This window comes from Catellatospora paridis, from assembly GCF_009720365.1.
Lineage (GTDB): Bacteria > Actinomycetota > Actinomycetes > Mycobacteriales > Micromonosporaceae > Catellatospora > Catellatospora paridis.
Genome location: NZ_ML769316.1, coordinates 511,456 through 525,305, shown reverse-complemented (window position 1 = coordinate 525,305; position 13,850 = coordinate 511,456). Strand labels below are relative to the sequence as shown.

Here is a 13,850-nt window from a genome sequence, read left to right as displayed (position 1 = left end):
CGAAGTCCGCCGGCGGCTTTGGGCTTTCTGTCCCCACCGGTGTCGGGGCACCCGCTCAGGTGGAGCTCAGACGGTCGGTGCAGGCGGGGCCGCGCCGAACTTCTCCAGGACCTGGGCCGCGTCGGTCTGCAGCAAGCTGGCGAGTTCGACCAGGGCCCGAGCGGCCGCAAGATCGTCGCCGACGCGTGCCAGGTCCAGGTCGCGGGGATGGCGGTGGGCGGTGCCCGTGCTTTCCAGGCTCGTCCCGTCGCGGCGCAGCCTCGCCGTCGCCCGTGTGCACCGCTCCTCCTGGACCTCTTCGATGTCCAGATCGATGGTCCAGCGCGTCTTGTTCGCCATCGTCCACCTCCCGTGGCATCCCTTTTCATTCTCCCTCGGGTGTGTTCGCCCGGCTGGCACGAACACGTCGGCTTCGCTCGGCGGCTCAGGCGGGGATGACGACGGCTTCGCGCAGCAGGCGCCGCACGAGCACGAGTTGTGACTGCTCGTCGAGGCCGGGCAGGTCGCCGACGCGTACGGCGGGTCCGGCGAGCAGCGTCTGCACGGCGTCGTCGCATGCGGGCGGGAAGCCGACGGTCCGGTCGGCGAGCTCCAGCCGTCCCTGGCCGAGAGCGAGGCGTTGACCGGGCCGCGGTTGGACCCGGCTGTCGGCAGTGAGCGTGTCGGCGAACGCGGCCTGCGCCAAGGGGCGGACCGGACCGGGTCGGTGCGCGGTCCACTGGCCGGGTCGCAGTCGGCGGGCGACGTTTTCGGCGTCGGCCTTGTCGGCGAAGTCCTGCAGTGCCTGCACCGTGGCGGCCAGATGGGGTGCGAGGGCGACCGGGTCGGTCAGGTCCAGGCCCAGGGGCAGGCCGGCGCGCAGCCGCGGATCCTCGGCGGCGAGGCCGAGCAGCGCCTCGACGATGCTGTACCGGGTGGGCCGGCGCAGCCCGAGGGTGACGTGCAGGCTGGTGCGGTCGACGGCGGCAGCGGCGTGCAGCCAGCCGCGGGGTAGATACAGCACGTCGCCCTCGTCGAGCACGTGGTCGAGGTACGGGTCGCCGGTGGCGCATGCGGCGACCTCGTCGGCGTGTCCGCCCCAGGTCTGGCGCTCCAGCGGGTCGGGGTGCACGGGCTCGTGCACCTGCCAGTGCTTGACACCGGCGACCTGCAGCACGAACACGTCGTGGGTGTCGTAGTGGGTGGCGAATCCCTGGTTCCCGGCGGGGGTGAGGTAGGCGTTGGCCTGCACGGCGCAGCCCAGCTCGCGGGCCAGGTCGAGGCAGAAGGACTGCAACGGCGGCCAGATCCGGTGCAGCCCCTGGAAGATCAACGTTGCACCCGCGGCGAGCTGTTCGAGGACCTTGTCGTCGCGGATCTGGTCGGACACCTCGGCGCCCAGTCCTGCCCCGCCCGTGAAGCTCTTCGCGGGCACGACGGCACCGGCGTTGGCGATACGCAGGAACGGGGTGCGCAGGCCGCGTTCGCTGAGCAGCTCATCGACGGCGGCGAGGTCGAACAGGTCGTCGTGGCGGTCGGCGCGGCGTAACAGTGGCCGCAGGCCCCAGTGGGTGCGCTCGAACTCCGCCGGGTCTCCCACGCAGCGGCGCAGCGCCGACCCGTCAAGGCCGGACGCTGCGCCGTGGTCGAACGGGTCAGGCACCGCCGTCGGCTCCGCCGTCGTGCTCAGCCGAGTCGACCGCGTCGTCGGCGCCGGCGTCCAGGGGGCCCTCCAGGTCCGCGCCCCCGTCGGCTCCGCCGTCGTGCTCAGCCGGGTCGACCCGCTCGTCGGCGCCGGCGTCGTCCGGGCCTTCGGCCCCGGCTGCGCCCGTGGTCGTCAGGTCGTCGTCGTTGATGCTCATACCGCTCCTCCTGGTGGTCCGCCCAACAACCTGATCTTTTCCACCTTCCGGACGGACTAAACGTGGACCGCGAGGTGGCCGGCAACGGCGGTGACGCTGTCGAAGCCGCCGGCACGTTTCCCGAATCCGGGTCGCGGGGTACTGCCGAGGGCGGACCGGGGCACAGCCCGATCGGAGAGGGGGACGGCATGAGGTCCGTCATGCGCGCCGCGACACTGCCCGCCGCACTGGCGCTCGCCGCGTTCGCCGTGCAGCCCACACCTGCGCCGCAGGTGGAGGCGTCGTTCAGCACCTATACGCCCGATGCGGCGGCCGTCACCTACGATCCGGCGGTGGTGCCGACCGGAGCGACCGTGCGGCTGGCGATCGCCGATGCCGCGACCACGCCGAAGGTCACCCTCCGGCTGACCGGACTCGTTCCGGATCGGGCCTACGGCGCGCACCTGCACCAGCGGCCCTGCGGGCCCGACGGCGCCGCCGCCGGGCCGCACTACCAGCACACGAGCGACCCGGCAGCCACGCCGGAGAAACCGTCCACCGACCCCGCGTACGCCAACGCGACCAACGAGGTGTGGCTCGACTTCACCACCGGCGCGGACGGCAGCGCGCAGAGCTCCGCGACCCATCAGTGGCCGTTCAACGAGCAGAACCCGCCACGGTCGCTGATCATCCATGCCGAGGCGACGCAGACCGCCGCCGGCCATGCCGGTATGGCCGGCGCACGGCTGGCTTGCGTCAACCTTCCCTGATCCCACCGATTCGCGGGCCGGGCCGTTGTCGGTCACATGGGCGGCGGTGGGACCGGCGGGATGGGTGACGGCGCCGGCGGCGGAGGTGTGGGCGGGGGAGCGGGCTGGGGCGGTTCCGGTGCAGGCATGGGCTGCACGGGATCGCGAGGGTCGGTGATGGTCGACATTTCTGCCTCCTGCTGACGATGCTTGTGCCGTACCCCGCAGGGGGCTGGGGCCAAACCGGGGTTCGCATCTAGCGCAGCCCGGCCGGTGGCGGATATCGGCGGTTCGCGAGCGGTAGGCGAGCGTGTGTGCTGGGTAGGAGGTGGGCACAGGAGGAGGTGGGTGCGGTGTCGCTGCGTCCGGAGGAACAGGCACTTCTTGACGGGCTGGCCGAGCAGACCCGCGTGGGCGACCCGGCTTTCGTGGTGGGCTTGAGCACGGGTGTCGTCTGCCCGCCGGTCGAATACCGCAGGCGGAGCGCGGCGCGGCTCGGTTTCGCGCTGGCCGTGGCCGCGGTCGTGCTGGCGGTCGTCCTGCTGCTGGTGGGGTGGCTGGGCGGCGGGCTGGTCGCCCTGTTCGCGGCGGTGGGTGCGGGCACCGCCGCTCGGCGGTGCGCGCTGCAGCCGGGCGTCACCCGCAACGGTCGTCGGGGTCCCCGGGACGTCCCGGCCTGATCGCGGGTCTACGGCCGCTTCGGAGCGGGGTCCGGGGACAGCTCGGCCGTTCCGAAGTGCTGGACCACGCCTTGGCTGAGTTGATGCGGTGCGATGCCCAGCTGCGCTGCCGCCGACTGCAGCAGCAGGTCGACGTCACCGTGGCGCACCGCGTCGAGCAGGTACGGGGCGACGGTCCGGTCGGCGCGGACCCGAGCTTCCGGCCAGTCGGCGTGGAATCCCTCGGGGAACGCCTTGGCCAGTGCACGTTCTGCGCCGAGCAGTGGCAGCGGCCGTTCGGCGGCGAGCAGGTCGAGCAATGCCTCGTCGGCGCCGCGGGCAGCCAGCAGCGCGGCGATGTCCTTGAACGCGGCGGGTCCGGTGCCCAGGACTCGGCCGTGCGGCCAGGTGACGGCCAGCGGGTAGGCCCGGTCCAGGGCTCTGGCGCCGGCATTGTCGGCGTCGAACGACATGATCAGTGAGGTGTCGGGTCCGGCGTTGGCGGCGAGCAGCGCGAGCTGGGCTGCGGTGAACGCGGTGCCGCAGGGGGCGACGGCGACGGTGGTGACGCCATCGCGGGCCAGCCCGGCGTAGGCCAGGTGCGCGGCGATGGCGTCGGTGGGCCCTTCGACGACGACGAACTGCGTCGGCACGCCCTGCTGCCGCAGCTGCGGTACGAGGCCGTAGAGCAGCTCGCTCTTGCGGAAGATCGCCGTCGCGGGGGTGTTGTAGAACTTGGCCTTGCTGCGTTCGGACAGGTCCCGGCCGGTGAACCCGGCGATCTGCCCGTCGGGGGCGTGGATGGGGAACATCAGCCGGTCGCGGAACAGGTCGTACAGGCCGCCGTCGTGCAGCCGGCTCGCGGCGACCAGGCCGGCGTCGAGCAGGACCCGGGCGGCGAAGCCGAGTGCGCGGAGATGCCGCAGAAGGGCGTCGCCGCCGGGCGGGGCGACGCCGAGCTGCCAGCTGCTTTCGGCGCCGACGGCGGTGGCGATGCCTCGCGACCGCAGGTAGGCGGCTGCGGCACGGCTTGCGGGCAGGTGCGCGTTGAAGAACGCGGCGGCGGCGGCGTTGGCGGCGTACAGCGCGGCCCGGTCTGTGGTTTGCGCGCCCGGTGCGGCGGCTGCCGCTCGGTCCGGTCGGCGCTGCGCCGGAATCCGAGCGGGACGGCTCGGCATCGGTGCGGCCGCCGCGGGCCGGTGGAGGGCGTGCCGCAGGCGGCCGGTGAGCTTGTCGGCAGCGCTGATGATCGCCGCGGCGCAGTCCACGACGGCTTGGTCGGGGGCTGCCGGGTCCAGTGTCTCGGCCCAGCGGCGGGGCTCGGGCAGGGCGGCGTCGGGCGGCTGCAGACCGAATCGCCGCGCGATGATCTGGGCTATGCCGGCGGCCTGCACGTGGCGGGCCGGGCCCGCGGGCAGCATGCGTTGCGCCAGGTGGTGGACCAGGTGACCGGCGGTCGCGGAGATCGGCAGGTTCGCGGCCAGGTCGAGCCGGTCGCCGTCGGCGCGGGCCGCGGCCGCCAGTCCCTGGCGCAGCTTCACGGTCAGCCCGGCGCGGTGGGCCAGCGCCGCCAGGGCGGCCACCACCGGCACGAGATCATGCTTGGGCTGCCGCGGTGAGGGCGCGGCATTGGTCTGCGTGATGTCGAAGACTTTGACGACGTCGAAGGCGCTGCCCGTGTCGTCCAGCGGTTGCAGCAGCGCCAGGCCGCGTTCGCCACGGCGGACGTGGACGCCTCGTGCCCGCCACTGGTCGTAGGTGGCCAGTTCGGTGGCGTCAGGGCACTGGCGTGCGATCAGCAGGACGTCATCGACACTGCGGCCGGGGTGGCGGGCCGCGACGTCGAGCAGGCGGGTCCAGCCCTGCGTGCCGGTGAGGTCGGCGACCGCCAGACGCAGGGTGAGCATGGTGGCGTGGAGCATGGCGCGGTTGCCCGGGTGCGTCCGAGTGGTCATGCTTCACCTGCCCGCCTGCCGGATCCTGGTGGTGTCGGTCCAGGGCCGGCATATCGAGGTTAGGCGCTGGGTCCGACAGTCCGAGCCGTGCTCGGCGGGCACAGGACGGCCGACCCAGGGGAGCGGTGTGTGTCCAATGGCGAAAGAGTGCGGCCGGAAAGCGAATGCTTCGCGGCGTCCGGTCTGCGGCCCCACTCGGGCCGCCGGTGCGGCGCTGCGCCGGGCTGCGGGTTCGGGCGCTGCGCCCGGTCCGGAAACATGCTGGAAAACTGCCGGGAATACCCGCGCAAAGACAGTAGTGACAAAGAAATCAATCACTGGCCTTTACCGCGTCCTCGACTATGCTCATGCCTTAATCACCCGTCAGAGACGCCGGGACCGACGCGGCACCGCATCCCCCGCGCCATCGGCTTGTGCCGGTGCGTGCAGCGGACGCCCGTTCGGTGCGAACCGCGAACGACGGAGGCGAACCGTGGAAATCCTTCTCCTGGTGACGGCACGTGCCGGTGAACCATCGGCCGTCCTGCCCGCGATCGACCTGCTGCCGCACACCGTGCGCACCGCACCGCGCGACGTGCGCACGCTGGTGTCGGCGCCCACCCCGGACGCGGTCCTGGTCGATGCGCGTACCGAACTGTCCGAGGCCCGGGCCACCTGCCGGATGCTGCACGCGACCGGCATCGGCGTGCCGCTGATCGCGGTGGTCACCGAGGCCGGCCTGGTCGCGATCAACGCGGACTGGGGCGTCGACGACGTCATCCTCGCCGCGGCCGGTCCCGCCGAGGTCGAGGCCCGGCTGCGGGTGTCGACCGGGCGTCTGCACTCCGCGACCGCGGCTGCCGGCGGCGTGATCCGTGGTGGCGAGCTGACCATCGACCCCGACACGTACGCGGCGAAGCTCAAGGGACGGCACCTCGATCTCACCTACAAGGAGTTCGAGCTGCTGAAGTTCCTGGCCCAGCACCCGGGCCGGGTGTTCACCCGCGACCAGCTGCTGCGCGAGGTGTGGGGCTACGACTACTTCGGCGGCACCCGCACGGTGGACGTGCACGTGCGGCGCCTGCGCGCCAAGCTCGGCTCCGAGTACGAAGCCATGATCGGCACCGTGCGCCAGGTCGGCTACAAGTTCGTGCTCCCGTCGTCGCGCCCGCAGTTCTCTGACAACGTCGAGTCGAGCCTCGCCGACGCGCTCCTGGTCGACCTCAACCTGGCCGGCTGACACCCCAGCCCGGATCGTCACCCAACTCTCGTCAGGCCGCTGGATCCCAAGTGATCCGGCGGCCTGACGCTTTGCGGTGCAACCGTGCCGGGGGAGGGGCGGGTGAAGGAAAAGACCGGACATCAGAAAAACTTTGCAAGACATCTTCATAGATACATCTATATGCGCTATGTTCTTGCCGTCACGGTCCCCCTCGCTCCCCCACGAGAGGCGCACACATGATCGGCAACTCCGGCGCGCGCCGCCGCACCCTGCTCGCCGCGGCTGCGGGTCTGGCGGTGGCGCCCTTCGCGGCCAGCCCCGCATTCGCCGCGGTCCCCAAGGTCTACATCGATCCCGGCCACGGCGGCACCGACCCCGGCGCGGTCGCCAACGGCCTGCAGGAGAAGACGCTGACCCTCAACATCGCGTTGCAGACGCGCGACATCCTGAAGGCGAGCTGGAACGTCGACGTGCGCCTGTCGCGCACCACCGATGTCACGCGCAGCCTCGCCTACCGCACCGACGACGCCAATGCGTGGGGCGCCACGATCTTCGTCAGCATCCACATCAACGCCGGCGGCGGCAGCGGATTCGAAAGCTACCGATACCCGGGCGTGGGATCCACCACGGTCCGCCTGCAGAACCTCGTCCACTCCAATGTGCTGTCCGGGATGCGTTCGATCGGGTCGGTCACCGACCGCGGGCAGAAGAGCGCCGACCTCCACGTGCTTCGCGAGAGCAACATGCCCGCGGTGCTCACCGAGAATCTGTTCATCGACACCGTGGCCAACGCCAATCTGCTCAAGCGCGCCGACTTCATCACGGCCACCGCCCGCGGCCACGCCAGGGGCATCGCGGCCTTCCTGGGCATCTGACGCGTCCCGTCCGCCACCCCGCGCCGGCACGACGGCCCGAACCGAGCCCGCCGAGGACCGGAAACCCGGTCCTCGGCGGCTGATGGCCCATACGTCAGCGGCTCTTGGGTCCGAGATCCTTCTCGGCGATGACGGTGTCGCGGCGGTGGCGGCGGCGCAGCGCGCCGGCGACTCCGGCCGCGGTCGCGCCCGCGAGCACGGTGAAGATCGCCAGTCGGGTGCCGACCGACATCCCGTTGCCCTGCGCACCACTCCCAGGCATGCCACACCCCCTGTCACCGCAGCATAGGCCGCGACCATGCCGCCGCGACGGCGTTGGCGATTGTCGGCACCCGCCGCGTGGCCGCCGCGCGGCTGTTAAGGTCGAAAAGAACATAACGGACCCTCCCGGCCCGCCACCGGTGCTGCCTTCCGCGGCGGGCGGCAGGAACGGGGGAACACCATGACGAGCACCACGACCGCCGGCGCCCAGCCCCGCGTGGCTGTGATCACCGGCGGCTCACGCGGTATCGGCCGCGATTCGGCACGCCTGCTCGCCGGCGACGGATGCGCCGTCGTCGTCTGCTCGCGCAACCAGGACGAGGCCGACACGGTCGCCAAGGAGATCACCGCGGCCGGCGGGACGGCGCTCGGCATGCGCGCCGACGTGTCGGACGAGGCTTCGGTCGCGGCGCTGTTCGACGCGGCCGAGTCGGCCTACGGCGGGGTCGACGTGGTCGTCCACGCCGCCGCGCACGCCGGCCTCGGGCGCACCTCGACAGTCGCCGAACTCGACCTGGCGGTGCTCGACGTGCTCTACCGCACCAACATCCGGGGCACGTTCATGGTGGCGCAGCAGGCCGCGCGCCGGGTGCGCGCCGGCGGCGCGATCATCACGTTCTCCACCGCCGTGGTACGGCTGGCCATGCCGGGTTACGCCGCCTACAGCGCAAGCAAGGCCGCGATCGAGGCGATGACCCTGATCCTGGCGCGTGAGCTGGGCAGTCGCGACGTCACCGTCAACGCGGTGGCGCCCGGACCCACCGCGACGGAGCTGTTCCTGGAGGGCAAGGACGACGAGACTCTCGCCCAGTTGGCCGCCCGGGCTCCGACGAATCGTCTCGGCACACCGGCGGAGATCGCCGAGGTCGTCGCGTTCCTGGCCCGGCCTGCCGGGCACTGGGTCAATGGTCAGGTCATCCAGGTCAACGGCGGCGTGCTCTGATGGCCGGGCCCCGTCCGGTCAGCCAGTCCGTGAAGTGTGTGCTGCCCAGCTGCCACGGCCGCGGGGGCACCAGCGTCGTGTCGTCGACGGCCGCTCCGAAGTAGTAGGTGGTCGGGTCGGCCACGACGGCGCGGGGGTCGTGCTGGGCGACCAGGAGCCGCCGGACGAGCTCGTCCTGGCGCAGTCGCTCGGGTCCGGCGATGTCGAGGTGGCCGCCACGGGGTTCGCCTTCGGCGATGTCCGCGAGGATCGTGGCGGTGTCCTGGGCGGCGATCGGCTGCATGAGCACGGGTGACAGGCGGATCGTGCCGCTGTCCCGGCTGCTGACGCAGGCGATGCTGTTCAGGAACTCGAAGAACTGGGTGCAGCGCACGATGGTGTACGGCACCAGCCCGTATCCGACCAGCTGTTCCTGGGCGGCCTTGGCACGCATGTAGCCGCTGGCGGGCATGTGGTCGGCGCCGACGACCGACAGTGCCACGTGATGGCGCACCCGGGCAGCCAGTTCGGCGGCCAGCAGGTTGCGCCCGGAGGTCTGGAAGAAGTCCATGACCGCGGCGTCGCCGAACGACGGCGCGTCGGTGACGTCGACGACGACATCGGCACCGGCCACCGCGTCGCTGAGGCCGGTTCCGGCCACGGTGTCGACTCCGGTGCCGGGTGCGGCGGCCACGACGTCGTGGCCCCGGACCCGCAGTTGCCGGGTGAGGTGCGAGCCGATGAGGCCGCTGGATCCGATGACGGTGATCTTCATGGTCGACTGCCCCTTCTTTTACGTTCGCGCCCGGACGTGTTGCTGAGGCGGGCGTCGATGGCTTCGGGTGACTGCGGCCTGCCGTACACGTATCCCTGGAAGACGTCGCAGCCGAGCCGCCGCAGGATCTGTGCCTGCGCCTGCGATTCGACTCCTTCGGCGATGACGCCGAGGCCGAGGCTGCGGGCGAGCCGTACGACCGTCGCGATCAGGACGCAGTCGACCCGCTCGGCGAGTTCGTCGTCGGGTGTGGTGACGAACTGCCGCGCGAGTTTGACGTGGTGCACCGGCAGTGACCGCAGGTTCGTGAGGTTCGCGTAGCCGGTGCCGAAGTCGTCGATGGCGATGCGCACGCCGAGGCGGGCCAGCGCTCGTAGCGTCTCGACAGCCTGCCCGGCGGTCGGCATCATGCTGCTTTCGGTGATCTCCAGCTGCAACATGGCCGGGTCGATGCCGTGCTGCGCGAGCAGGCCGGCCACCAGGCCGGGCAGCGCCGGGTCGTCAGCCTGCGCCGGGGCGATGTTGACGCTCATGACGAGGGGGCGGCCCGGATGGCGGGCCTTCCACGTCCCGGCCTGCGCGCAGGCGGTACGCAGCACGAACATCCCTACCTTGTCGATCATCCCGTGTTCCTCGGCTACCGGTATGAACTGCGCCGGGCCGAGCACGCCCTGCTGCGGATGCCGCCACCGGGCCAGTGCCTCGACGCCGTGCAGCTCGCCGTCGTCGGCCCGCACCATCGGCTGGTACTCCACGAACAGCTCGCCGCGGGCCAATGCCTGCGGCAGCGCCCGGGCGATCTCGTGCCGGGCGAGCTGCCGGGCATGCAGGTCCGGGTCGAACCGGCGGTAGCGGTCGCGGCCGGCGGACTTCGCCTGCGACAGTGCGGACTCGGCGGCGCTCATCAGCTGGTGGGCGGAGCCGAGCTGCGGGGTGTGGGCGGCGACGCCGACGCTGGCGGTCACGTGCAGCCGCCGTCCGCCGATGTCCATGGGCTCGCGGATCGCCTGCAGGATGGTGTCCGCGATGTTCGTGACGTCGGTGATGTGAGAACACGAGGTCACCAGGACGGTGAATTCGTCGCTGCCGGTGCGGGCGAGCAGGCAGCCTTCGCCGAGCCGGGCGGACAGGCGCTGGGCGATCGTCTGCAGCAGCTGGTCGCCGACGTCGTGTCCGAGGGTGTGGTTGATCGCGGTGAACCCGTCGACGTCCAGGTGGCACAGCCCGACCGGGCGCTGCGTGGCAGCGGGGGACAGGGCGGCGAGCAGAGCGTGTCTGAGCATGGCGCGGTTGGGCAGCCGGGTCAACGGGTCGTGCCTGGTGTGCTGGCGGGACGGGTGCGGGTGGGGCATCGGCTGCGTCGGCGGTGTGTGGAGGTTGTCGCCGGCGTGCTCGGCGACGTGGGCGCCTGCGACGACGTCGCTGCGGACCGCGGTGTCACGCGGGCCGTGGTCGATCTCGATCTCTGGAACACTCACGTTGTCCGGCCCTCCGGGGCTTGCGCCGTGGCGGCGCGTCGTGGGGAAGTCGGCGGATGGCGCCGACTGGTCCACGGTCGCCGATAGGATCCCTCGTCGCCCCAGGGAACCCCCGGGGGTCGCGTCCCCCGGGAGCCCGTCCCCGGGGCCGCCGAGCCGTCCGAGCAGCTCCGTTCGTGCTCGCCAGTAGCTAAATGCGGTTATGTGCCCCATTTGCGGATGGTCGAGTAGGGCGGTCCTGCTCGCCGCCGCGCTGATCGATGCCCGCGCATTGGGTAGGATGACCTTAATTACCGTTTTGCGCACCAACGGTTGGAAATGAACCTGAGATGAGCGCATTCGCAACGGAAACACCCGTGGGGCTGATCGGGCGGCGCCGTGAGTCGGCGGCACTCGAACGTGTGCTGGCCGAGGCGCGGGCGGGCACCAGTGCGATCCTCGTGCTGCGCGGCGAGGTCGGGATCGGCAAGACCGCTCTGCTGGACCACATCGCCGCCGACGCGGCCGGGTTCGCGGTCGCCACCGTCGCCGGCGTCGAATCCGAGATGGAACTGCCCTACGCCAGCCTCCACCAGCTGCTCGCCTCCATGCTCGACCGGCTGCCGCAACTGCCCGCACCACAGCGCGAGGCGTTGTCCGTCGCGTTCGGCGCGCAGAGCGGCCCGCCGCCGGACCGGTTCATCGTCGGGCTGGCGGCGCTGAGCCTGCTCGCAGGCGCCGCTGTGGACGAGCCCCTGGTCTGCCTGGTCGACGACGCCCAATGGATCGACCACGCCTCCCTGCAGGCGCTCGCGTTCGTGGCCCGGCGACTGCAGGCCGAACCGGTGGCGCTGATCTTCGCGGTACGCGAGCCCGCCCGACCGCCCGTGCTGCCCGGCCTTCCCGAACTCACCGTGTCGGGCCTCAGCGACACCGACGCCCGCACACTGCTGGCCTCCGTCGTGCGGGTGCCACTCGACCCGCAGGTCCGCGACCGGCTCGTCGCCGAGGCGCGCGGCAACCCCCTCGCCCTGCTTCAGGTGCCGCGCACGCTCGCACCGGCGGAGCCGGCCGGTGGATTCTGGCACCCCGAGGGCCGCTCCGCGACGAGCCACCTGGAGAGCACCTACCAGCAGCAGGTCCAGTCATTGCCGCAGGACACCCGGCAGCTGCTCCTGATCGCCGCGACCGATCCGACCGGCGACGCGGGCCTGCTCTGGCGCGCAGCCGAGGTCCAGGACATTCCTGCCTCCGCCGGCGCGCCGGCGGAGGCGGCCGGGTTGATCGAGATCGGCGCCCGGGTGCGGTTCCGCCAACAGCTCGTCCGCACGGCCGTCTACCGGGGCGCGACCATGGCGCAACGCCGCGCCGCGCATCTGGCCCTGGCCGAGGCGACCGACCCCGCACTCGACCCCGACCGCCGAGCCTGGCATCGCGCCCGCGCCGCCACCCAACCCGACGAGCGGATCGCCGCCGACCTGGAGCGCACCGCCGCGCGAGCGCACCGCCGGGGTGGAGCCGCAGCGACCGCCACCTTCCTGCGCTGGGCCACCGACCTGACACCTGACCCCGCCCGCCGGGTCGCCCGGGCGCTGGCCGCGGCCGAGGCCGCGTTCGAGGTCGGTGCCGTCGACCACACCCACAACCTGCTGGCGGTCGCGGAGGCCGGCCCGATGGACGATCTGCAGCGGGCCAGGCTCGAGCGGCTGCGCGCCAGGCTGGTGTGCACCCAGGTGCGCGGCGGTGACGCGCCACGGCTGCTGCTCGACGCCGCGGCCCGGATGGCGCCGCTCGATGCCGCGCTCGCCCGTGACACGCTGCTGGAGGCCGTCGGGGCGGCTATCCTCGCCGGCCGACTCGGCCCGGGCGAGGTCGAGGTCGCGTTGGCGGTCCGCGCCGGACCGCACGCCTCGACACCGCCCCGGACGGTCGACGTGCTGCTGGACAGCATCACCGACCGGATCATCGGCGGCTATGCCGGCGGAGTCGGCGCGCTGCAGAACGCGCTGCGCACCCTACGCCGGGAGCAGGACTCCGACGCGGCGAAGATCGTCGGCTGGCTCTGGCTGGCCTGCCCGGTGACCCCGGAGCCACTGGCACCGGAAGTGTGGGACGACGACGCCTGGCACGAGTTGACCACCAGCGGCGCCGACATCGCCCGCAAGGCCGGGACGCTGTCGGTCCTTCCGATCGCGCTGACCTACCAGGCGAACTATTGCCTGCACACAGGCGACTTCGACACCGCGGCGACGCTGGTCGACGAGTCGGCCGCGATCTCCGAGGCGATCGGCAGCACGCCGCTGAGGTACGCCTCGCTGCTGCTGGATGCCTGGCGGGCGCAGGAGCCACAGGCGCTGGCCGCCATCGAGGCCGGCATCAGGGATGCGAGCGCCCAGGGTGAAGGCCGCGCGCTGGCGCTGGCCGAGTACGCAGCCTCGCTGCTGCACAACGGCCTCGGCCGCTACGAGGCCGCGCAGGCCGCTGCCACCCGCGCATGCGCGCACGAGGACCTGGGGTTCTTCGGCTGGGCGCTGATCGAACTGGTCGAGGCGGCCGCCCGCAACGGCGATCGGGACACCGCCGAGGCCGCGCTGGACAGGCTCGTCCCGAGCACCCATGCCAGCGCGACCGCATGGGCGCGCGGCATCGAGGCAGGCTTACGCGGGCTGCTGGCCGACGGCCCGGCCGCCGAGGCGCACTATCAGGAAGCCGTGGACCAGCTCGGGCGCTGCCGGATCGCCGTTCATCTGGCCCGCGCACGCCTCGTCTACGGCGAGTGGCTGCGCCGCCAGAACCGCCGCCAGGAAAGCCGGGTGCAGCTGCGCGCCGCCCACGATGCGTTCACCCGGTCCGGAGCGGACGGGTTCGCCGAGCGCGCCCGGCGGGAGCTGACCGCGACGGGGGAGACGGTACGCAAGCGCAACGTCAGCGCGCTCAGCGAGCTGACCGGCCAGGAAGCGCAGATCGCCAGGCTCGCCAGGGACGGTCACACCAATCCGGAGATCGCCGCCCAGCTGTTCATCAGCCCGCGTACGGTCGAATGGCACCTGGGCAACGTGTTCACGAAGCTCGGCGTGAGCTCACGCCGGTACCTTCACGCGGCGCTGCCGGTCGCCGAACCGTCGGAGCCGGTATGACCGGAAGAGCCGACCCAGCGACTCGTGCGACGGTGCGGG

General features: G+C 72.2%; 13 protein-coding genes. 6 read left to right on the top strand and 7 right to left on the bottom strand.

The window, feature by feature from the left end; genetic code table 11:
* Nucleotides 1-66: 66 nt before the first annotated feature.
* From F9C41_RS17910 to F9C41_RS17900, 3 genes are all read right to left on the bottom strand, one after another.
* Nucleotides 67-339 carry a dsRBD fold-containing protein gene (locus tag F9C41_RS17910; RefSeq protein ID WP_155387935.1) on the bottom strand — a complete coding sequence of 91 codons (273 nt, stop codon included), beginning with the start codon at nt 337-339 and terminating at the stop codon, nt 67-69.
* Nucleotides 340-424: 85 nt separating this feature from the next.
* A complete protein-coding gene (locus F9C41_RS17905; protein ID WP_230689701.1) occupies nt 425-1,642 on the bottom strand; it encodes a cupin domain-containing protein in 1,218 nt (405 codons plus the stop codon).
* Nucleotides 1,635-1,841 carry a hypothetical protein gene (locus tag F9C41_RS17900; RefSeq protein WP_155387933.1) on the bottom strand — a complete coding sequence of 69 codons (207 nt, stop codon included), beginning with the start codon at nt 1,839-1,841 and terminating at the stop codon, nt 1,635-1,637. The genes F9C41_RS17905 and F9C41_RS17900 overlap by 8 nt, the downstream gene beginning before the upstream one ends.
* Nucleotides 1,842-2,029: 188 nt before the next feature.
* Here F9C41_RS17900 and F9C41_RS17895 point away from each other — a divergent pair, with 188 nt between their 5' ends.
* Together F9C41_RS17895 and F9C41_RS17890 are read left to right on the top strand one after the other, a co-directional pair.
* Nucleotides 2,030-2,590, top strand: coding sequence for a superoxide dismutase family protein (locus F9C41_RS17895; RefSeq protein WP_155387932.1), 561 nt, complete (start codon nt 2,030-2,032; stop codon nt 2,588-2,590).
* 332 nt (nt 2,591-2,922) lie between these two features.
* Entirely contained in the window at nt 2,923-3,249 is a 327-nt protein-coding gene (locus tag F9C41_RS17890) for a DUF3040 domain-containing protein (RefSeq protein WP_196279823.1), read from the top strand.
* An 8-nt stretch (nt 3,250-3,257) separates the two neighbouring features.
* On the opposite strand, the gene F9C41_RS17885 is transcribed toward F9C41_RS17890, so the two are convergent.
* The gene (locus F9C41_RS17885) at nt 3,258-5,183 is read right to left on the bottom strand and encodes a toprim domain-containing protein (protein ID WP_155387930.1); all 1,926 of its coding nucleotides are present in this window, start codon (nt 5,181-5,183) and stop codon (nt 3,258-3,260) included.
* A 472-nt stretch (nt 5,184-5,655) separates the two neighbouring features.
* Here F9C41_RS17885 and F9C41_RS17880 point away from each other — a divergent pair, with 472 nt between their 5' ends.
* Nucleotides 5,656-6,402 (top strand): winged helix-turn-helix transcriptional regulator, encoded by a 747-nt coding sequence (locus F9C41_RS17880; RefSeq protein WP_230689700.1) that lies wholly within the window; start codon nt 5,656-5,658, stop codon nt 6,400-6,402.
* Between the two features lie 218 nt (nt 6,403-6,620).
* A complete protein-coding gene (locus F9C41_RS17875; protein WP_155387929.1) occupies nt 6,621-7,259 on the top strand; it encodes an N-acetylmuramoyl-L-alanine amidase in 639 nt (212 codons plus the stop codon).
* A 94-nt stretch (nt 7,260-7,353) separates the two neighbouring features.
* Here the strand turns inward: F9C41_RS17875 and F9C41_RS17870 are convergent, their stop codons facing one another.
* Complete coding sequence (locus F9C41_RS17870; RefSeq protein WP_155387928.1) at nt 7,354-7,521, bottom strand: hypothetical protein; 168 nt, start codon at nt 7,519-7,521, stop codon at nt 7,354-7,356.
* 180 nt (nt 7,522-7,701) lie between these two features.
* Here F9C41_RS17870 and F9C41_RS17865 point away from each other — a divergent pair, with 180 nt between their 5' ends.
* Nucleotides 7,702-8,463 carry an SDR family oxidoreductase gene (locus F9C41_RS17865; protein ID WP_155387927.1) on the top strand — a complete coding sequence of 254 codons (762 nt, stop codon included), beginning with the start codon at nt 7,702-7,704 and terminating at the stop codon, nt 8,461-8,463.
* On the opposite strand, the gene F9C41_RS17860 is transcribed toward F9C41_RS17865, so the two are convergent.
* Both F9C41_RS17860 and F9C41_RS17855 read right to left on the bottom strand, forming a co-directional pair.
* On the bottom strand, nt 8,444-9,217 hold the full coding sequence (locus tag F9C41_RS17860) for an SDR family oxidoreductase (RefSeq protein ID WP_155387926.1): 774 nt from the start codon (nt 9,215-9,217) through the stop codon (nt 8,444-8,446). The genes F9C41_RS17865 and F9C41_RS17860 overlap by 20 nt on opposite strands.
* Nucleotides 9,214-10,695: a putative bifunctional diguanylate cyclase/phosphodiesterase gene (locus tag F9C41_RS17855; RefSeq protein ID WP_196279822.1), complete on the bottom strand. Its 1,482-nt coding sequence runs from the start codon at nt 10,693-10,695 to the stop codon at nt 9,214-9,216. Before F9C41_RS17855 ends, F9C41_RS17860 begins: the two co-directional genes overlap by 4 nt.
* 329 nt (nt 10,696-11,024) lie before the next feature.
* Here F9C41_RS17855 and F9C41_RS17850 point away from each other — a divergent pair, with 329 nt between their 5' ends.
* Nucleotides 11,025-13,811 carry an AAA family ATPase gene (locus F9C41_RS17850; RefSeq protein ID WP_155387924.1) on the top strand — a complete coding sequence of 929 codons (2,787 nt, stop codon included), beginning with the start codon at nt 11,025-11,027 and terminating at the stop codon, nt 13,809-13,811.
* Nucleotides 13,812-13,850: the final 39 nt, after the last annotated feature.